Source organism: Microcoleus sp. B13-B6, from assembly GCF_036705405.1.
GTDB lineage: Bacteria > Cyanobacteriota > Cyanobacteriia > Cyanobacteriales > Microcoleaceae > Microcoleus.
This window is the reverse complement of record NZ_JAUBUJ010000077.1, coordinates 21,496-42,487: the sequence shown is the minus strand read 5'-3', so window position 1 is coordinate 42,487 and position 20,992 is coordinate 21,496. Positions and strand designations below refer to the sequence as shown.

Genomic DNA, 20,992 nt, shown 5'->3' with positions numbered 1-20,992 from the left:
TTTAGCGGCAACCCGACAGACTGCAAAGTTGACAGAATATCCTGCTTGACTCTTAATAAATTTGCCGCTTTAGCAATGGCAGGCTGCACATCTTCTGTTATCAGCAAATCTACTTCATCAAGATAGTCAAAAACTTCATATATTGGCGATAGCAAACAAATATCGCAGTCCAGATAAATAGTTTTCTCAAAAGGAGATTGTTGATACAAAGCCAGCTTAGCTTGTCGCGATGCTAAAACAGGATTTTTGTGAGACGGTGCGGCATGCAATCTCACATTTCCGAACACCAAAAGTAATGGATATAAAAATCGCGGGGATCTATCTATTAAAATAATAATTGGTTCGCGGTGAAACTTCCTGACTGAAGCTAGAAAATGTATGCAGTCTTGAAATGAATACAATCCAATTAAAATGGTGATAAATCCTCTATCTTTTTTTTCTAACGATAGTAAAAATCGAAATTTAATAAGGCAATTAACTGTGTTTTTAATAACCGATAGAGATATTGCCAATGCTCAAACTGCAATTTAGCCCAAACTTTATCCCAAAAGGTTCTTACTTGATTTTTTTCCCAGTCCCAATGAGCCAAAGAATGCTCCATAATTTGAGCGAGTTCCTGCCACCCATCATTACGAATATTCCACCCAACTTTAGCAGTTGCTAACCCAATGGGATTACCGTCTTTTGTTTTGACTTTTTGCACTTCAAAAAATCTTCCAATCTTTCCCCATTCTTGAATAAACTGAATTTCTTTCCCATTGTCTCTCGCAATTACGAACAAGTTTTCTGGAACAAAACTTACATTCTTCAATGGTATTTCTAGCTTTTTGGCTAATTTATGAATTGCCTCTTTTCTCCCCGGCAATGATTGATTTGGTGGATGTTCTAGAATGGGAATAAACTCTTTACAAGTAATTCCTGACATCCATTCTCTCTCCGGCACTTTTCCTATGATTCTTGTATCTGCATCCACAAAGATTGTCACTCGGCATAATTCTAAGGCTTTTTTTAGTGCAAATCGTTTATCATTATAACAATAATCTACACCTTCGCGACTTTTTTTAAAGGCGAAAACATTCGTCAACTTCTGAAAGTCATTTGGGTAGTCAGTACAAACAACTAGCATCGTCCCTAGAGAATGAGTTTCTAAGTCTGCTGCTAGTTGTTTGGCTAATTCGCGATACTTTTTCCCAAAAGCTAAGGTGCAAAAACAAAAATCTTTGTAACTGTTTAACATTATTTTTGACTCAATTTTTGCACTTGTTTTATTTGAGTTTATGCTAACTGTGACGCTTTTGATGCCACTGCCAAGCATGGGAGATAATGTTCTTAATGTCGGGATATTCGGGAGACCAACCCAAGGTTTCGATCGCCTTTTTGCTGCTGCCAACCAAAGAAGGCGGATCTCCCGGACGCCGTTCACGCTCAACAGCCTTAATCTCTTTTCCCGTCACTTGGCGAGCCGCTTCTATCACCTCTTTCACCGAAAACCCGCCGCCATTGCCCAAATTAAAGAAATCTGATTTGCCACCATTTAACAAATATTCTAATCCCAAAATGTGAGCAGATGCCAAATCGTTAACGTGAATGTAATCCCGGATGCAAGTACCGTCAGGAGTCTCGTAATCCGTGCCAAAAATCGCGATCGAATCTCGTTTACCCAAAGCCGCGAACAACACCAGTGGGATCAAGTGAGTTTCTGGATTGTGATCCTCTCCTAACAACCCGTTAGGGTCAGCCCCAGCCGCGTTAAAATAGCGGAAACAAACAGACTTGAAATCATACGCAGCGTCAAAATCCGACAAAATCCTTTCTACCATTAACTTAGTAGCACCGTAGGGATTGATCGGATTTTGCGGGTGGTCTTCTGTGAGCGGAATTTTCTGCGGTACACCGTAAGTCGCGCAAGTAGAAGAAAACACCAATTTCTTCACGTCAGCAGCGATCATTGCTTCCAAAAGCGTAATAGTGCCGATGACATTGTTGCGATAATATTTAGCTGGGTCGGTAACAGATTCGCCCACGTAAGCGTAAGCAGAAAAGTGCATTACCGCATCAATCTTGTGCGTAGCAAACAAGTTGTCTAGAAGAGTGCGATCGTTCGTATCGCCAACTACCAACTCGACCTGCAAAGCCCGATCTACTATATCTCTGTGACCGTAAACTAAATTATCCAAAATCACCACACCGTAACCGGCGTTTTTCAGCGCTAATACCGCGTGAGAGCCAATATATCCAGCTCCGCCCGTCACCAAAATAGTTTGTTTTTCTGAACTCATTTTCTTCTGCCTGTTTTTGTAGCTGGGATTGCCAAGAGCCTTGTTACTTTGAGACTTCCACATCAGACGCTTTCACACTCCGCGTGAGCCGGAGAATTAAAGCGAAATATATAGGCTTTGCTGTGCCCGACGGGACGATCGCACTCCTAAAAAACGCTTTTTACACTCCAGACAGATGCTGAGGGAGCAAGTCTTTCTGTTCACTCGATAAACTTGAGGCGACCAATTTGGATATAATCAAATATCCGATTAATCTGATGTCGATCCTCTTCTGAAATTTTATCATCTGACAGGATAGCCGAAGTCAAAACTAAGTGTTCCCTGCGACTGATCTTGCCAGACGCTACAATCCGATCGACTTTTTGAGAAATTGTTAAGTTCGATTTGTTGTGAGATGTTCGCATTTATTCGATCGCTTTTATGCCAAAATAGTTAAAGCCGATTGCAGTTCATGACCCAAAAATGGTGCGTACCCGACCGCAAATCAATTTGCTCAACAGCAGAAATAACGTATCAGAAACGTATCAGAGTTTTACTTCCCAAGATAGATATGCGGACTTAATAAATCTGCAATCAGCCTTCGGATAGCGTTCAGACTAACTTAATTATATAATATTTTTCCGAGAGAGGCACTTTTCTATGCAGGTTTATCGGCTTCCGGTACTCTCCGACAATTACATTTTCTTGCTGCACGACCCCGATAGCCACACAGCAGCAGTCGTCGATCCAGCGCGATCGCAGCCAGTGTTAGAGCAACTGCAAGCACTCGGAGCCGAATTAACAGCAATTTTCAATACGCACCACCACAGCGACCACGTAGGCGGCAACCAGCAACTGATCGATCGCTTTCCCCAAATTAAAGTTTACGGCGGCGCAGAAGACCGAGGCAGAATACCCGGACAGCAAGTGTTTTTACAAGCGGGCGATCGAGTTTCTTTCGCCAACAGAACCGCCGAAGTCTTCTTCCTACCCGGCCACACAAAAGCTCACATCGCCTACTATTTCCCCCCCAACAACCCCAGCGAAACCGGCGAATTGTTCTGCGGCGACACCTTATTTGCTGGAGGCTGCGGCAGGCTCAAAGAAGGCACTCCCGCCCAAATGTTAGCCTCTCTGCGGCAACTGCGAAACTTGCCTGATAGTACGAGAGTCTGGTGCGCCCACGAATACACGCTGAACAACCTGCAATTTGCCTTGAGTGTGGATGGCGACAATCCCGATTTACAGCAGCGCTTCGCCGAAGTCAAGGAAGCGCGCAGTCGATCGCAACCTACAATACCATCATCGATCGGGCTCGAAAAAAGCACAAACCCATTTTTGCGCTGGGATTTTCCCAACATCCAATCAGCCACCAACACCCGCGATCCAGTGCAAACCTTCGCTCGATTGCGCGGCATGAAAGACCAATTTTGAACTTAACGTTTTTGTTGTTTCAGGTAACTCTTAAACTTGAGTATCGGTTCGCTCAACCATCGGTCAAGTCTTTTGTATTTTAGGTGAAAGCTCGACAGCCCCTTAAACTTATTTGGGATTTTTTCCAGTTCATCCTTAAACGGTGTCTGAGACAACATATCGAGCCATAATTGATTGGGGGCGGAGCTTTCCCACGGTTTCGGTCTTGACATAAAGTGCATCACTTTACTTGACATATCATCAGTCTTGTGGTTGTTCCATATTTGGTCTAATTGCTTCCACCTTCCCACTAAAACTGAATTTAATGCACCTTGATCGCGATCGCCCCAAACGTGGGTTCTAGCATTTTGGAGCAACTTTTCCGACAGTTGCTCTTCCTCCCAAAGCTTCATGTTGTAAACTAAAACACCACTATTGAAATAAGGGTTTCGAGCTTGATAATTGTTGGGATTTCCCCAGAAGTTGGCGGCGGCTGCTATCGGCATAGTTTGAAAATCTAGGTTCCACAGCGACTTTAAGCTGTCCAGAACGATCGTATCGCTGTCGAGCCAAATCAGCCTTTCTGTTTCTTTGGTATATTTTCGCGGCTCCAATTTAACGTAAGGAAGTTTAGAACCTGATACCGAAAGAAGTTGGTCGTAATTAGATTGCAATTCTTGCCATTCAATCGGGTATTTGCAGCAATTCTGTAACTGTTCCTTTTGCGGTGAATATATCCTGGTAGATACAACGGTAATTTTGACCTCCTCCTCCCCAGATTGGCTAACATTCAGATCTACAGACTTGAGAAGTGCTGCTAACCCCAGAATATAGGTGCGATCGGCGGCTGTGAATATGTGCATAGGATTAAGTTTGTGAGATGAACGGCAAACGTGACACAAACGTTGGGACTGGAGGAAGCAGGCGACCCTGTATTGAGGTAAATGCGATCGCCCGTTTACCGTTGAGACGAACAAAATCTTGCCTAAATTTCCGGTTAGATTTACACAAAGAAACGGGGTTTCTAAGTAGGTAGGCGCAAATAAAGTTTACAATGTAACAGAATGTAAGGCGGGCGTAACAAGAGCGATTGCTTCGTTTCACTCGCTGCGAGAGAGGGGTTATGTATTTTCAAGCTTCATCTACTTATTTACCTGTGTGCAAGTGCCATCTGTGCGCGCCCGAAAACAAGCAACAGCCATTGGTAATATGCAGCAACGCGATAAATAATGAGAGGGACTAACCTGGCATTTGAAACAGCCAGAAAATTCCCCGTCGCCTGTGCTGAATCCCGCAACTGGTTCAGACGTGGGACTCTACGATAAAATAAATTGTCTAGATATCGATATTACCGCAGAACGATCGACATCCATCTTAGGTTTGAAGTGTCACCCTGCTCAAATCAAAAGTTCCTCTGGTTATTTCCCTATTATTGACCGCCATGTGCTTTGCCCAAAGTAAAATGAGCGTTGTTAGAAACCGATGCAAAACCCCCCCAATACTGAACCCCAAGCAAAAATCGACCCCTCTGTTTCAACGGATTCTAACAAAGCGTTCTACCCAGCCGCGCCTTTGCCAACTGATGTAGGGATGGTTCTGCAATTGGCAGATGGTAGCATTCAGGGCTGCAATTCTCACGCCCAGGAGCTATTGGGGATGACAGCAGAACAGATGCAGGGCTGGACTTCAATCAACAGTCGCTGGCACACTCTGCGTGAAGATGGCTCGGATTTTCCCGGCGAGACACATCCGGCGATGGTGGCGCTGCAAACCGGGCAACCATGCTCAAATGTCATCATGGGCTTTGATCGGCCACAGGGAGAATTGATTTGGTTGAGGCTCAATTCTCAACCTTTATTTCAGGGAGATCGATCGACTCCCTATGCGGTAGTAACCACCTTCACTCCTATCGCTCAACAAAAGCCTGAACCAGTCTGTAACGCGCCCGCGCCCCAACTGTCAGACACCCTCGAAAGTATTTCGGACGGGTTTTTTACTTTGGATCGAGATTGGCGATTTACCTACCTCAATTCGCAAGCAGCGCGGTGGCTAAATCGACCCTCGCAAGATTTGATTGGCAACAACATTTGGGAAGAGTTTCCCGAATCAGCGGGCAGTTTGTTTGAGATCGCATCTTGCACCATTCTCAAGAACGGGCAAGATGCCCGTTCCACAAAAGATGAATTTTCTTCTTGTGGAACAGGCATCTTGCCTGTTCGGGAACAAATTACGGTTAGTTTTGAATCTTTTTATCCGCCACTCAATGCTTGGTATGCGGTACGAGCCTATCCCATCCCATCGGGACTTGCCGTTTATTTTCAAGATGTCACCGAGCAGAAAGCGGATCGGGCTGATTCAATTAAACAAGCACAAACTGTGCAGCAACAACTAGCAGAAATCGAGGCGATTTATGCTAGTGCGCCGATCGGACTTTGCTTCCTCGATACTGAGTTGCGGTTTGTCCGCATCAACGATCGCCTAGCAGAAATTAACGGAGTTCCAGCCGCCGCCCACATCGGCAAAACATTGCGCGAAATCTTGCCAGAACAAGCAGATGAGTTAGAGCCGCTTTACCGACAAGTTATTGAAACTAAAGTTCCTCTCAAACAGCTCGAAGTTCGCGGGACGAACTCAGCACAGCCGGGAGTCGATCGCGATTGGCTGTTGAGTCTCTATCCGCTGAAAGCCGAGGACGATCGCGTGCTGGGCGTGAATGTGACGGTGCTAGAAATTACCGATCGCAAAGCTACCAAAAAAGAAATTCAACGGCTCAACCAAGAACTAGAGCGACGAGTCAATGAACTCGAATCGATACTTGATGCTGTACCCGTCGGTATTACGATCGCCCGCGACCCACAGTGTAAAGTAATTCGCGCTAACCGGTTTGCCCAGTCGATGTTGAAAGTGCCGCCCGATACCAATGTTTCTGGAACCGGAGAGGAAGCGGCAGTCCTTCCCTTTAGACGATTCCGCAACGGAGAAGAAATTCCGGGAGAACAACTGCCCATGCAACTGGCCGTGGCTTCCGGCGTCGAAGTGCGAGATGTGGAAATTCAAATGGTGCGATCGGACGGGGTAGCCTTTGATTGGTTGGTGAATGCGGTGCCGTTATTTGACGAAGAGGGCGCAGTTCGTGGCTGTGTGGCGGCCTTTATGGATATTAGCGATCGCAAACAAGCTCTTGCTGCTTTGGGTCGTTCCGAGGAACGCTATCGCACTTTGTTTGAGTCCCTAGACGAAGGTTTTTGCATCATCGAAATGCTGTTTGACGAAAACGAAAAGCCGATCGATTACCGCTTTTTGGAAGTCAATCCTGCCTTTGTCAAACAAACCGGACTCGAACAAGCTACAGGTAAAACGATGCGACAGCTCCTTCCAAATCACGAAAATTATTGGTTTGAGGTGTACGGCAAAGTCGCGCTCACGGGGGAACCCTTGCGCTTTGAACACGGCTCGGAACCCATGAACCGCTGGTTTGATGTTTCGGCGTTCCGCACTCCTGAGCCGCACAGCCGCAAAGTCGCCATACTTTTCAAAGACATCAGCGATCGCAAACAATCGGAGAATCTCCTGCGGCAACAGGAAGAGCAACTGCGGCTGTTCGTAAAACATTCGCCTGCGGGGGTGGCGATGTTTGACCGCCAGATGCGGTATATGCTGGTGAGCGACCGCTGGCTGGCAAGTTACGGGCTCGGCACTCAAAACATTGTGGGCCGATCGCACTACGACATCTTTCCCAATTTGCCCGATCGTTTCAAACAAATCCACCAGCGCTGTCTGGCGGGATCAGTCGAAATCTGCCAAGAAGAGCAGTTTCCCCGCCCTGATGGCTTAATGGACTGGGTGCGCTGGGAAATTCACCCCTGGCGAACCAACACCAATGAGATTGGCGGCATCATGATTTTTTGCGAAATCATCACCGATCGCAAAAACGCTGAACTCGCGCTCTCTGCGGCAAACCAACAAGTCAGCAATATTATAGAAAGTATTACCGATGCCTTTATGGCGATCGATTCACAATGGCGCTTTACCTACGTTAATGCCACAGCAGAAAAACTGCTTTCTCGATCGAGAAACGAGTTGTTAGGTCGATCGATATGGGAGCTATTCCCCGCCGAAAAACAATCCAATTCGAGGGTATATCAAGAATTTAATCGAGTCGTTAAGGAGCAAGTTTCTGTCAAATTTGAAGAGTTCTCGCCGTCGCTCCAGATGTATATAGAAGTGAGCGCATATCCAGCGGCCGAAGGACTTACGGCTTATTGGAGCGATATTAGCGATCGCAAACGCACGGAAGAAGAACTGCGGCAAAAGAATGCGATTTTGAACGTGATTAACGAGTCAGCACCAACGCCAATTTTTGTCAAAGATCGAGAAGGACGGATTATTTATGCCAATCCAGCCACGCTGGAAATAATGGGCAAATCTGCTTCTGAAGTAATTGGTGGTCGCGATATCGATTTATACCCAGTAACAGAACTTGCAGTCACAGTCACGGAAAACGATCGGCGTATTATGGAATCCGGCCAAACAGAAGTCCTCGAAGAATCTCACGATGGCATTCGGACATTTCTGGTAATGAAAGCTCCATACCGCAATCAGGCGGGAGAAGTCATCGGCCTGATTGGCATCTCCAGCGAAATCACCAATCGCAAACGAGCAGAAGTCGCCATGCAAGAACAAACTAAGTTACTGCAAGTCATCATTGACAGCATTGGTGATGGTTTGATTTTGGCCAACCAACAAGGGGAGTTTGTGCTGTTTAACCGAGCCGCCGTGGCGATATTCGGTCAGCTATCGAATGAAAAATCCTGGGAGGAATGGTCGAGCACCTACGGGCTATTTTTGCCAGACCAAAAAACCCTCTTCCCCAACGCTGAGCTACCTCTAGCCAGAGCCATCAAAGGTGAATATGTCAATGATGTAGAAGTATTTGTCCGCCGCGAAGATGCCGAAAATCGCTGGATCAGTATCAGCGGTTATCCGGTAGTTGATATTAGCAGCGAAATCAAAGGCGGAGTGATTGTCTGTCGGGATATCACAGAACGCAAACAAGCTTTATCAGCGCTGCAAGAAAGCGAAGAACGATTCCGCAATATGGCTAACAACGCTCCATTTATGGTATGGGTAACAGACTCCACAGGCTATTGCACTTTCTTGAGCGAAAGCTGGTATGACTTCACAGGTCAAACTGAGGAAACAGGTTTGGGATTGGGTTGGGTAAACGCGGCGCATCCAGAAGACCGAGAACAGGCCAAAAATGTGTTCTTGACCGCCAACGAACGCCAGGAATCTTTCCGCGTGGAATATCGCCTCCGGCGCCAGGATGGCAGATATTCTTGGGTGATTGATGCGGCTGCTCCCAGATTTTCCGAAAGGGGACAATTTGAGGGTTATATCGGCTCTGTTATCGACATTACAGAGCGCAAACAAGTGGAAACTGAGCGCGATATGGTTCTGCAATTAGAACAAACTGCCCGCGCGGAAGCCGAGCGAGCTAACCGCATTAAAGACGAGTTTCTGGCGGTGCTTTCTCATGAGTTGCGATCGCCCCTGAATCCGATTTTAGGCTGGTCCCAACTGCTCGTCGGCGGCAAGCTGAACGCGAGTAAAAGTGCCAAAGCCTTTGAGACTATTGAGCGCAACGCCAGACTGCAATCTCAATTAATCGAAGACTTGCTTGACGTGTCTCGGATTCTGCAAGGAAAACTCAGATTGAATGTGACTCCGGTGAATCTGGCAACCATTATTCCGTCTGCTGTGGAAACCGTGCAATTAGCAGCCGAAGCTAAAAAAATTCAAATCCAAACAATCTTAAATCCCGATGTCGGGCAAGTTCTCGGCGATACAAGTCGCTTGCAACAAATTGTGTGGAATTTGTTATCAAATGCGGTGAAATTCACGCCCGAAGGCGGTAGAGTGGAAGTTCGATTAGGGCAAATCGCACGCCAAGCTCAAATTCAAGTCACGGACACGGGTAAAGGTATTCTTCCCGATTTCTTGCCTTATGTTTTTGACCATTTCCGACAAGAAGATGGCGCTACAACGCGCAAATTTGGCGGCTTGGGACTGGGATTGGCGATCGTTCGCCAACTGATCGAACTTCACGGCGGAACGGTGTTTGTAGAAAGCGCAGGAGTTGGTCAAGGAGCGAAGTTTACGGTGAGATTACCGCTATTAAATGATGATTCTAGAAGGCAGGAGGATGAAGCCCTCAATTGGTCAGCTTGTCCCGATCTCTCATCCTTGCCGCTAGCTGGATTGAGAATTTTGGTGGTAGATGATGAACTCGACTCGCGAGATTTTGTGGCTTTCGTGCTTGAGGAAGCGGGTGCAGAGGTGATTTCCCTCTCATCTGCTGCTGAGGCGCTAGAGTCGATCGAACAAACTGCACCGGATTTGCTCGTCAGCGACATCGGAATGCCCGAAATGGACGGGTATATGTTGATAAATCGCATCCGCACTCAGCTTGCGCCTGAGTATCGGCAGTTGTTGGCGATCGCCTTAACGGCCTATGCTGGAGAAGCGAACGAGCGGCAAATTTTGCAAGCCGGATTTGACCAACACTTAGCCAAGCCGATCAATTCGACCCAGTTAGTTGCTACTGTAGCGCGATCGATCGCCCGTGAGCGCCTTGAAAATAAAGCCTGAGCGATCGGTAAGAGATTGCACTGTAGTTGATTTAGCTCATTACAGCACCCGCGTTTTGCGTAATTTCAAACTGAATTTGCCCCTTAAAAATATTATCCCTGTTTCTTCCCTCGAACGTCGAATCTCGAACCTCGAATCTCAACATCCATCCATTAAATCCGTTAAATCCGTTACATCCGCTACATAATCCGTTGCCGAACTCCCTTGCGATCGCCCCTCAAACTTCGCTATTATAAAAAGTTGCAGTTAAAACCCCACAACCCACGATCATGGCCAAGCGCGTTCAATTAGTTTTAAATAAAGATGTCAGCAAACTCGGCAAAGCTGGCGACGTAGTAGAAGTAGCCCCAGGCTACGCCCGCAACTATCTAGTACCCCAAAACCTGGGATTTAAAGCCACTCCGGGCATTCTCAAGCAAGCAGAGCGCCGCCGTGAAGAAGAAAGACTGCGCCAGCTAGAGCTCAAGCAGCAAGCTGAAGTCCGCAAAACCGCCCTCCAATCGGCTGGGCCTTTCATCATCTCCAAGCAAGTTGGCGAAGCAGACGCGATTTTTGGTACTGTCACCAACCAAGAAGTAGCAGAACTGATTTTCAACTCTACCAGTCAAGAAGTCGATCGGCGCGGCATCACTCTGCCCGAAATTCGCCAAACTGGTACATACAAAGCTGAAATCAAACTACACGCAGAAGTTACTGCCGAAGTTGATATTCAAGTTGTTCCGATGTAATTAAGAGTCATCAGTCATCAGTCATTAGCCATTAGTTGTTAGTCATTAGCTAACAACTAAGCACTGCTAAGTAAGGACTCAATAACGCTAACTTGCAGATTGAGAACCGGAGCATCTCTCCAGAGAGTAAGAAGCATTTTTTCAGGAGTGCGAGATCGAGAGAGCGTGAGTCTGGTATAAACGCGAGCTCGCGACAGAGCGCACTCCTACAACCTTACACTGATAATAACTAATGACACCGCCGGAAAAACGGACACAAGCCCCGACGCTCATGAGAGTCGAACCTAAAATTTTAGGATCTTGTTCAAGCTCCCAGATTCATCTGTAGAGTAAATCTAAAATCTAAAATCTAAAATCTAAAATCGACTGACTGAGGACTATTGACTAATGAGCGATTTGATGCCGACAAATATAGAGGCAGAAGAAGCAATTTTGGGCGGGATTTTAATAGACCCCGAAGCTATTTCCCGAATTGCCGAACTGCTGCGACCGGAGTTTTTTGCCATCACCGCTCATCAAGTCATTTATCGATCGGCATTAGGGCTATTTTTACAGGGCCAACCTACCGATTTAATGACGGTAACAACTGCGCTAACCGACCGCAACCAGTTAGAGCAAGTAGGAGGACTAACTAAATTAGCACAATTAGTCGATCGCACAGTTTCCGCAGTCAACATCGACCAATATGCAGTTTTAGTAGAAGACAAATATCAGCGCCGCAAATTAATCGAAGCTGGCAACAACATAGTACAATTAGGTTACGAGACGGCAACACCACTAGAAACAGTCTTAGACCGCGCCGAACAAGAAATTTTCAGCATCACTCAAGAACGTCCGCAACAGGATTTAGTATCGATCGGCGAAACATTAAACCAAACATTTCAAGACCTAGAAAATCGCAATGAAGGCCTCACACTTCCCGGTATTCCGTGCGGTTTTTATGACTTAGATGCTATGACAGGAGGCTTTCAGCGATCGGATTTAATCATCGTTGCAGCCAGGCCGGCGATGGGCAAGTGCCAAGCAGCCTCTACCGTAATAGTAGAAAGTGATGGAACTGTTTCTAGTATAGAACAAATCTATCAAAAACGTCAAGCTGAATTACTAACATTAGGAGAAGATTGGCAATTTCACCTAACTAGACCATCAGCTTTTATAGATGATGGAATTAAGCCTGTATTTCGGGTTACAACAAGACTGGGACGATTTATAGAAACTACAATTACACACCCATTTTTAACAATTAAGGGCTGGCGGCAGTTGAGGGAAATACAAGTAGGCGATAAGATTGCTGTTCCCCGCAGGATGAATGTTTTTGGTAAAGAAACCATCCGAGACTGTGAAGTTAAATTATTGGCTTATCTAATTGGCGATGGGTGTTTGACACGCAGCGCGCCACACTTCACCAATGGAAATACTGCTATACTACAAGATTTTGCTGAAGCTGCTACTAGCTTCGGAGGTCTTAAGCTGCGATTTAACGATAAAGGGAGACGCGCACCAGAATATTATGTCATGGGCGATCGAGAAAGTTACACAGATAGTATAAAAAACTTTGGTTATAATTTAGAACTAATCCTTTTAAAACGAAATTTTGACTCTAAAAAATTAGCGCGAGAATTGAAAGTTCCACCGCGATTAGTCCGGTCTTGGGTGGAAGGAATAGCATTTCCCAATCAAGAATTATTTAGTGGCATTTGCAGAGTTTTAAGAGTAGATCCAGAACACCTAGCCGATGAGGGAATGGATGTTATTAATACAAGTCATAAAAATCCCCTGAGAAATTGGTTAGAAAAGTTAGGTCTGATGGGAAAAAATGCTCATGAGAAAACCGTACCGGACATAGTGTTTAGATTGCGGCGATCGCAAGTTGCCATTTTCCTCAACCGCCTCTTTTCAACTGACGGCTGGGCAACCCTACTTACCAGCGGTCAATCTCAACTAGGCTACTGTTCTGTCAGCGAAGGACTAGCCAGACACGTACAGCATCTACTGCTGAGATTTGGCATCATTGCAGCCCTCAAAAAGCGTTCTGTCAAATACAAAAATACTCGTAGACCAGCTTGGCAAATCGATATTACTGATGCAAAATCAATCAAAACATTCATATCAGAAATTGGCATTTTTGGCAAAGAGGTAGCCTTATTCAAAGTAAAAGAAGCATTAGAAAATAAAGAATCTCACAATAACCGCGATTTGATTCCTGTAGAGGCGTGGGAATACCTAGCATTAGCAAAAGGCAACGAATCTTGGGCATCCTTAGCAAAACGCGCAGACATCAAAGGTCACTCAAATATCCACGTTGGTAAACGTGCGCTGTCCAGAGAAAGATTTTTAGTTTTAGCAACGGCTTTAGATAATTTATGGCTGAAAAAACTGGCAGATAGCGAGGTTTACTGGGATGAAATAGTTTCTATCGAACCGATGGGAAACAAGCAAGTTTACGACTTAACTATCCCGGAGACACACAATTTTGTGGCTAACGATATCTGCGTTCACAATACAGCTTTCTGTACCAACATCGCCCATCACATCGCCGCCGGACAGCAAAAATTGCCGGTTGCCGTTTTCAGCTTAGAAATGTCGAAAGAACAGCTAGTGCAGCGTATCCTGTCGAGTGAAGCCAAAATAGAAAGTAACCGATTGCGATCGGGTAGAATCAGTCAAAACGAATGGGAACCAATCAGTACAGCCATTGGCAATTTATCAGAACTACCGCTGTTTATTGACGATACTCCCAATATTACCGTCACAGAAATACGATCGAAAGTCCGCCGCCTCCAAGCAGAACAAGGCGGAACCCTAGGATTAGTCTTGCTAGATTACCTGCAATTAATGGAAGGTACCAGCGACAACCGCGTGCAAGAACTATCTCGAATTACCAGAAGTCTTAAAGGTTTAGCCCGCGAACTCAACGTGCCGATTATTGCCTTATCTCAGTTGAGTCGGGGTGTGGAAGCCAGGACAAACAAGCGGCCGATGATGTCTGATTTACGCGAAAGCGGATGTCTCGGTGGCGATAGTTTAGTTACCTTGGCGGATAGTGGATTAGAAGTCCCGATTCGTGATTTAGTCGGCAAATCTGGCTTTGCTGTTTGGGGATTAAATTCAGATACTCTGAAACAGGAAAAAGCGATGGTGACTAATGCTTTTTGTACTGGAGTCAAGCCCGTCTGGGAGATGACGACTTGCTTGGGAAATTCGATTACAGCAACAGGCAATCATAAGTTCTTTACATCAGATGGTTGGAAGCGGTTAGATGAATTAAAAATAGGCGATCGAATTGCTACACCTCGATCAATTCCTTGTACTGAAGTGCAGACGATGGGTAATGCTGAATTAGCTTTACTAGGACATTTAATTGGTGATGGTTGTACTTTACCCCGACATACCATTCAGTACACGACGCGAGAATTAGATTTAGCTGAATTAGTTGCACATTTGGCTACAGAAGTATTTGGTGATAAAATTAATCCCCGCATTAAACGCGAACGCGATTGGTATCAAGTTTATCTCTCCGCTAGTTATCGTCTCGCTCCCAATATTAAAAATCCGATTACTAAATGGCTCGAACAATTAGAAATATTTGGTTTACTTTCCCATGAAAAATTTATTCCCAGTTTAGTATTTACCCAACCGCAAGAATCGATCGCTCTTTTCCTTCGACACCTATGGGCAACTGATGGTTGTATCAAACCGACTAAAGGGAAGAAATGTCTTTATCCAGCTATTTATTATGCTTCTAGTAGCGAGAAGTTAGCCAGAGGAGTCCGTTCTCTGTTGCTTAGACTGAACATCAATGCGGCTGTCAGAGTTATTTCTCAAGGTAAAAAAGGGCGCGCACAATATCAAGTTTGGTTAGGAGGGAAATCAGACATAGAAATATTTGCGAATGTAATTGGTGCAGTTGGTAATTATAAAAAATCTAGTTTGGAAGAGGTAAAAATATATTTAAATAATGCTGATAGTGGGAAGACTAATCGGGATTTAATTCCGAATGAACTTTGGCGAACTCAAGTCAATCTTGCCCAAAAGCGCCTTGGTTTAACCGTCAAACAGATGCAAGATTGCTTAGGTATGCGTTATTCAGCCACAACGGATTACAAATGTGATATTGGTCGAGAACGCGCATATCAGTTGGGGAATATTTTGGATGCCGAAGAGATATTCAAGCTAGCTGTTAGCGATATCTATTGGGATAAGGTGAGAGAAATCAATTTTTGTGGCGAAGAAATGGTTTACGATATGACAGTAGAAAATATTGAAAGCTTTGCCACACAAGGTTTGTATGCCCATAATTCCATAGAGCAAGACGCCGACTTAGTAATTATGCTCTACCGCGATGAATATTACAACCCTGATTCCCCCGATCGCGGAATTGCAGAAGTAATTATTACCAAACACAGAAACGGGCCCACAGGAATCATCAAACTATTATTCGACGCCCAATTTACCTGCTTTCGCAATCTGGCATCTCCGAAGCGATCGTAAATCAACCAGAACATACACAGAAACCCGGTTTCTTAAAAAAAACCGGGTTTCTAAACACCGTAAAAGTTTTACGTTGAATTAGATTGAGCTACCTAACCAGCGATTTTCAACAATTCCACATCAAAAATCAGCGTAGCATTAGGAGGAATCACCCCGCCCGCACCGCGAGCACCGTAACCGAGTTCAGGGGGAATAATCAATTGGCGGCGGTCTCCAACTTTCATCGTACCGACACCTTCATCCCAACCCTTAATTACTTGACCTACGCCAATTTTGAACTGAAAAGGAGAATTGCGATCGCGCGAACTGTCAAACTTCGTGCCATCCTCCAAAGTTCCCGTGTAGTGTACGACAACCGTCTGCCCGGTTTTTGGAGTCGCCCCCTTACCCTCTGTCAATTCAACATATTTCAGACCTGAATCTGTGGTGACAGTTTTCTCAGTATTAACAGTTTTCTCAGTATTATCAGTCATGTCATTGCCAGCGATAGTAGCTGGTACCTCTGGTAAAGTAGCATCAGCTACTAGCAAGCTATTTTCATTCAAAGACTGCGCTGACAACTTCTCAATAGCAGTCTCGGGTAAAAGATTGTTCAATTCGGCTGCAACTGCTTGGGACCCAGAACCGCCCATTTGAGCGACTATCAAAAACAAAAAGCAAACCAGCATTACTCCCAAGCTGACTAGAACTCCTCGCAAAATTAATCCTCCTAATACTTTTAACCGCGATATCTCAGATATCTAAGACATCTCGTACAACAAGAAATACCAAATGTTATCTGAACTTTTCTACCAAAAAAGGGCAGGTTCCAGATAATTTGAAAGGCAAAAGTATGAAGTCAGAATGTTTGTAATTCTACATAAGTGGCTTCTACATAAGTGCCTTTTTTTAGCCTTCTGCCTTCGGGTGACAATCTTATCACAAGATAGCAGCGAACTTCTCGCGGGCGTTAGCGAAGCTTGCAGAAGAGGATCGAACTCAGCGCCAGTTACGGTTTTCTAAATCCCGCATCTGACGTTCTAAACGATCGAGCCTTCCGCGCAACTCATCCATTTCCGACTGTCGGGGAACTCCCATATCTTGCAGCATATTCCGTAGTTGCCGCTGCAACTGCGTATCCCAATTGCCCTGTTCAGACTTGAGGTGCTCCGTCATGTCATCCACAAAGGTTTTGGCTTGCTCGGAATTGATTTTGCCATCTTTGACCCATTGCTCGCTCACTTCCTGCAATTTCTCTGCCACCAGGGAGGTAGTACCAATGCCCAGCATTACCAGTTGTTTGAGTAAGTTGCTATTGTTATCCATAGATTTTTCCTAATGTTGGCCCTTTCATACCCGATCGGCTCAGGTCGCCTGCTGTCGCTGCGAAACCATCTGTAAACTTAAAGTTACATCAGCGCACACCTACCTTTCTATTTTGGAGCATCCAGCCGCCTGATGGCGAGGCGATCGCCCATTCTCGGCGTTCGGAAAACCCCCTAATGAGCCTACCCACCACATTACCCCATCACCCTGCTGTCTATGCCTGATTGCCCCCGCTGTCACCAACCTGTAGACGCCCAAGCGCTCGCCTGTGCACACTGCAAAATCCCCCTCAAAGCTTTCGGTCATCCGGGTATCCCTCTTTATCGATCGAAACCCGAAGAATTTCTGTGCACTACCTGTATTTATCACGAAGACGACACTTGCAACTACCCGCAGCGTCCCTTTGCCAAAGAATGCACGCTTTATCACAATCAAGCTGAGCCACTTGTGCCACAGACGATCCGTTACAGCAGCGGCGGCTGGCCACAATCAATCAAAAATTGGTGTCAGCGCCATCTGGTTTGGTTAGCATTATTAGGTTTAATTATTATTAGCATTGCTCTGTCGATTTAATCTCACATCTTGCACCATTCTGAAGAACAGGCTTTTCGGCCTGTTCCACAGGAGATTAATTTTCTTGTGGAACAGGCCCGAAAGCCTGTTCATAAAAGGCTTCTTGACAATGGTGCAACATCTCAGTTTAATCTGATTGTACAAAGCGTAGAATAGAGAGATATCTGTTAATCTGGGTTGCTCTATTCTTCTCTAAATTATTCATGAGCTACGTATTCGGCATCGACGGCGGCGGCACTAAAACAATCTGCCTTTTAATGGATGACAACCACCTTGTTTTAGGACGGGGTGAAGCAGGGCCGTCAAATTATCAAACCCTGGGAATTGAGACAGCAAAACAATCCATCCAATTGGCGATCGAACGAGCAGTTCTGTCCGCTCAGGTCGAGTCTGTAGGCAATCTCAACATAGAAGCAATTGGTCTGGGACTAGCAGGCGTCGGGCGTCCAAAAGATCGTGAAATAGTGCAATTTGTAGTGCAGAACTTGCAGTTGACGAATACTTTACCAGTAACCCGATCGTTCCTGCCCAGGAATATAGTAATTTCCAGCGACTGCGCGATCGCACTTGCTGGCGGTACAGGCCATCCAGTGGGTATCGCCGTTATTTCAGGAACCGGTTCGATTGTTTTTGGGCAAAACCGTCAAGGGAAAACTAAACGAGTCGGCGGTTGGGGATACATTTTAGGCGATGAAGGCAGCGGATATAACATCGCCCTTCAGGGTTTGCAAGCTGCTTTGAAGTTCTATGACGGACGCGAAGATTTTACTGTGCTTGCGGAAAAATTTCAAGAGCATTTAGGCCTCAATAACCTAGAAGAATTGGTAGAAGTCGTTTACGGGCGCGGTTGGGGAGTCAAAGAAATTGCTGCTTTAGCGCCGATTGTCGAGGGAGCAGCAGCAGAGGGCGATCGCGTCGCTGACTGCATTATCAATAATGCTGTGGCCGAATTAACCTATTCAACAAAAATAGCCATTTCAGCGCTATTTAACCAAACAGAAGAATTTGAAATTGTGATCGTAGGAGGTGTGTGGGGTGGAGAGGCAAATTGCCGAGGTCGGTTTGAAGCGGCCATAAGTGCGATCGCCCCAAAAGCTAAGGTAATTTCGCCCCGATACGAACCAGCTTTCGGTGCTGGATTGCTAGCCTTAAACGCTCTCAACAATTAATTGTTGACTGTTGACTGTTGACTGTTGACTGTTGACAAGCGAAATATTTTACACCTACTTTCCAGCTTCCCGATCCATCTGTGGAGTCAAATCTCAAATCTCAAATCTCAAATCTCAAATCTCAAATCAACTGGCTGTTGACTGTTGACTATCTTCCTTATCTTCCCGATCGCCCCTGTATTGGGGATTTTCTCGATTTTTCCAAATTTTAAACTTCTGGATTATCAACCTTATCTTCCCAACTGGTAGAATTCCAGCCTGCCATAATCAAAACATCAGATGAATGCGAAACCAGAAACAAATTTAGCAGTAGTGCGTTCCTAAGTAAACAAAAACGACAGCAAGGAGACAATTTATATGATTACTTCTCAAAAATGGCGTTCAGCAACAGCAGCAATCCTCGCACTGGGCATTACAGTGGGAACCAGCGCGCCGCTGGTGGTAGCTACTCCCGCAGAAGCCCAACAACGAATTTCCCAATTTGATAGCATCCGAATTCCGTCGGGCAGTGTAATTCCAGTTAGCTATGAAAAAGACAAAATAGTTGTCACCCGCGAAGAAACGGCACCTTTAACTTTAACAGTAGCGCAAGACATCCGCACACCTCAAGGCAGAGTATTAATCCCTGCAGGCAGCCAGATAGTCGGGGCACTGCAACCTGTCAGAAGAGGCAATCAAAGTGGTACTCAATTTGTTGCCAGAGAGTTAATTATCAGCCGCCGCCAACGCTATCGGATTGACGGAAATTCAGGAATTATTACCCGAACCGAAAGAGTCCAAAAAGGTGCTGGCACAGGTTCAGTAGCGCAAGGTGCAGCCTTGGGTGCAGCAGCAGCAGCAGCACTCGCAGGCATTACCGGCGACAAAGCGATCGCGACTGAAGAAGTATTAGGAGGCGCTGGGATCGGCGCTTTAGCTGGAGTATTGTTGGGGCGGCGCAGCGTTGACGTGCTCGTGATTCGCCCGGAACAAGATTTGGCAGTGAGATTGCGATCGGACATCGTGCTCCGCTAATATTGGGCTATTCGGATTAATTATTTGCAGTAAAACATTGTCGATCGCTAACTTGTGGTCTCCCGATCATTGGCTAGGCATACTGTTAAGGTTGTGCCTAGCCATGTTTGTTGGCGGAATTATTGGATGGGAGCGCCAACTCAGAAACAAACCAGCGGGATTGAGAACTCATATGCTAGTAAGTATGGGTTGTGCACTGTTTGTTTTAATGCCGCTGGCAATGGGGAAAAATGAAAACGGAGGAGATGCTGTAGCGCGCGTAATTCAAGGGATTGCTGCCGGGATTGGGTTTTTGGGAGGCGGAGAAATCCTGCGGCAAAATCACCAGGAAAGAGGCAAAGTTGAAGTTCACGGCCTCACCTCTGCCGCCGCTATTTGGGTGTCAGCAGCTTTAGGAACTGCTGCCGGATGCGGGTTGTGGCAACTGGCATTAATTGGCGCTTTAATGTCGCTGTTTGTTCTGAGAGTAATTAAAGAGTTAGAGCGTCGAGCTCGTAGGAAATAGTCTCAAGGATTATATAAAAGTGGGTATAATAACCGTTATAACGTTTGTAGTGACGGGAAGTACGAGCGAGTTTTATGACGGTCAAAATCCTCACTACCAACTAATTTTATTGCGGTCGATGGAGGGTAAATAATATTAGCTGTTTCATACCAAGTCCAGTTAATCATTGAGCATAAATTGTTGGCCCTCATCCCAGCCATACCTCTCAAGAAAGTGAAAAATGAGCCTTACACAATTTGAGGATGATTATTGTGGGCATTGGTGTCAACTTAACGTTAAACCCTCATTCCGGCAGGGGTTTCAGCAAGAGTCTCAAAGTCAAAGTCCTCTCAAAGAGGACTAATGAGTTCTTCAGTCCTCTTTGAGAGGACTTTCGCTATGAGACAGGGAATTCATTCCCTGGCGGACTTCCGGGTGAGCGGGAGGACTGGCGGACTAAAAGCTTAAGTTGACACTAATATATTGTGGGGTGTTCCGCCTGGTGTGAAAATACACGCCTTCGGACTACGAGAGCCCATTCCACAAAAAAACAATCAAAATTATCCCGCAATTATGCAACGCCTACAAAGTGGCTCAAACGCTTGAAATCTCTGCTTGGGGCGATCGATAAATCTTCTCCATTTGATAGAGAATTAACAATACATAACTTTTCAAGCATAATGCTCAACTGTTACGAAGCAAACACCTTGACAGGTCTAGTCATCCAAGCCTGACCTTTGACGAGTCAAGTCCTCACTCTCCACTGACATATTCATTTTAATATTTATTTCAATTTTATTTAATTTGCTCAACACCCATTGAACCAAAATACCAATATTTTATAATTTAATTAGTAGAGAAGTCATCCAAAAATTATAGCTTTTCCGCGTTTGTTGAGGATAGAAA

General features: G+C 45.5%; 14 protein-coding genes and 1 pseudogene. 8 read left to right on the top strand and 7 right to left on the bottom strand.

Annotated features, from left to right (window positions below; genetic code table 11):
- From QUB35_RS27380 to QUB35_RS27365, 4 genes and pseudogenes are all read right to left on the bottom strand, one after another.
- A pseudogene (locus QUB35_RS27380) lies at positions 1 to 401 on the bottom strand (hypothetical protein); the annotation flags it as partial.
- A 38-nt stretch (positions 402 to 439) separates the two neighbouring features.
- On the bottom strand, positions 440 to 1,237 hold the full coding sequence (locus QUB35_RS27375; RefSeq protein WP_333144785.1) for a hypothetical protein: 798 nt from the start codon (positions 1,235 to 1,237) through the stop codon (positions 440 to 442).
- Between the two features lie 43 nt (positions 1,238 to 1,280).
- A complete protein-coding gene (gene galE / locus QUB35_RS27370; RefSeq protein ID WP_333144784.1) occupies positions 1,281 to 2,279 on the bottom strand; it encodes a UDP-glucose 4-epimerase GalE in 999 nt (332 codons plus the stop codon).
- A 200-nt stretch (positions 2,280 to 2,479) separates the two neighbouring features.
- The gene (locus tag QUB35_RS27365) at positions 2,480 to 2,683 is read right to left on the bottom strand and encodes a hypothetical protein (RefSeq protein ID WP_333144783.1); all 204 of its coding nucleotides are present in this window, start codon (positions 2,681 to 2,683) and stop codon (positions 2,480 to 2,482) included.
- 235 nt (positions 2,684 to 2,918) lie between these two features.
- On the opposite strand from QUB35_RS27365, the gene gloB reads away from it, so the two are divergent.
- Complete coding sequence (gloB, locus tag QUB35_RS27360; protein WP_333144782.1) at positions 2,919 to 3,692, top strand: hydroxyacylglutathione hydrolase; 774 nt, start codon at positions 2,919 to 2,921, stop codon at positions 3,690 to 3,692.
- Positions 3,693 to 3,694: 2 nt separating this feature from the next.
- On the opposite strand, the gene QUB35_RS27355 is transcribed toward gloB, so the two are convergent.
- Positions 3,695 to 4,534 (bottom strand): glycosyltransferase, encoded by an 840-nt coding sequence (locus tag QUB35_RS27355; RefSeq protein ID WP_333144781.1) that lies wholly within the window; start codon positions 4,532 to 4,534, stop codon positions 3,695 to 3,697.
- Positions 4,535 to 5,153: 619 nt separating this feature from the next.
- Here QUB35_RS27355 and QUB35_RS27350 point away from each other — a divergent pair.
- The 3 genes from QUB35_RS27350 (at position 5,154) to QUB35_RS27340 (ending at position 15,541) form a co-directional block, all read left to right on the top strand.
- On the top strand, positions 5,154 to 10,322 hold the full coding sequence (locus QUB35_RS27350; RefSeq protein ID WP_333144780.1) for a PAS domain-containing protein: 5,169 nt from the start codon (positions 5,154 to 5,156) through the stop codon (positions 10,320 to 10,322).
- A gap of 269 nt (positions 10,323 to 10,591) precedes the next feature.
- Positions 10,592 to 11,050: a 50S ribosomal protein L9 gene (gene rplI / locus QUB35_RS27345; protein WP_333144779.1), complete on the top strand. Its 459-nt coding sequence runs from the start codon at positions 10,592 to 10,594 to the stop codon at positions 11,048 to 11,050.
- Between the two features lie 387 nt (positions 11,051 to 11,437).
- Positions 11,438 to 15,541 carry a replicative DNA helicase gene (locus tag QUB35_RS27340; RefSeq protein WP_333144778.1) on the top strand — a complete coding sequence of 1,368 codons (4,104 nt, stop codon included), beginning with the start codon at positions 11,438 to 11,440 and terminating at the stop codon, positions 15,539 to 15,541.
- A gap of 92 nt (positions 15,542 to 15,633) precedes the next feature.
- Here QUB35_RS27340 and QUB35_RS27335 read toward each other — a convergent pair whose 3' ends face one another.
- The gene (locus QUB35_RS27335; protein ID WP_333144777.1) at positions 15,634 to 16,239 is read right to left on the bottom strand and encodes an FKBP-type peptidyl-prolyl cis-trans isomerase; all 606 of its coding nucleotides are present in this window, start codon (positions 16,237 to 16,239) and stop codon (positions 15,634 to 15,636) included.
- A 280-nt stretch (positions 16,240 to 16,519) separates the two neighbouring features.
- The gene (locus tag QUB35_RS27330) at positions 16,520 to 16,846 is read right to left on the bottom strand and encodes a phasin family protein (protein WP_333036214.1); all 327 of its coding nucleotides are present in this window, start codon (positions 16,844 to 16,846) and stop codon (positions 16,520 to 16,522) included.
- 216 nt (positions 16,847 to 17,062) lie between these two features.
- On the opposite strand from QUB35_RS27330, the gene QUB35_RS27325 reads away from it, so the two are divergent.
- The 4 genes from QUB35_RS27325 (at position 17,063) to QUB35_RS27310 (ending at position 20,107) form a co-directional block, all read left to right on the top strand.
- Positions 17,063 to 17,419 carry a zinc ribbon domain-containing protein gene (locus QUB35_RS27325; RefSeq protein WP_333144776.1) on the top strand — a complete coding sequence of 119 codons (357 nt, stop codon included), beginning with the start codon at positions 17,063 to 17,065 and terminating at the stop codon, positions 17,417 to 17,419.
- A 203-nt stretch (positions 17,420 to 17,622) separates the two neighbouring features.
- A complete protein-coding gene (locus QUB35_RS27320; RefSeq protein ID WP_333144775.1) occupies positions 17,623 to 18,588 on the top strand; it encodes a BadF/BadG/BcrA/BcrD ATPase family protein in 966 nt (321 codons plus the stop codon).
- A 357-nt stretch (positions 18,589 to 18,945) separates the two neighbouring features.
- Positions 18,946 to 19,602, top strand: coding sequence for a hypothetical protein (locus QUB35_RS27315; protein ID WP_333036218.1), 657 nt, complete (start codon positions 18,946 to 18,948; stop codon positions 19,600 to 19,602).
- Positions 19,603 to 19,705: 103 nt separating this feature from the next.
- Entirely contained in the window at positions 19,706 to 20,107 is a 402-nt protein-coding gene (locus QUB35_RS27310; protein WP_333144774.1) for an MgtC/SapB family protein, read from the top strand.
- Positions 20,108 to 20,992: the final 885 nt, after the last annotated feature.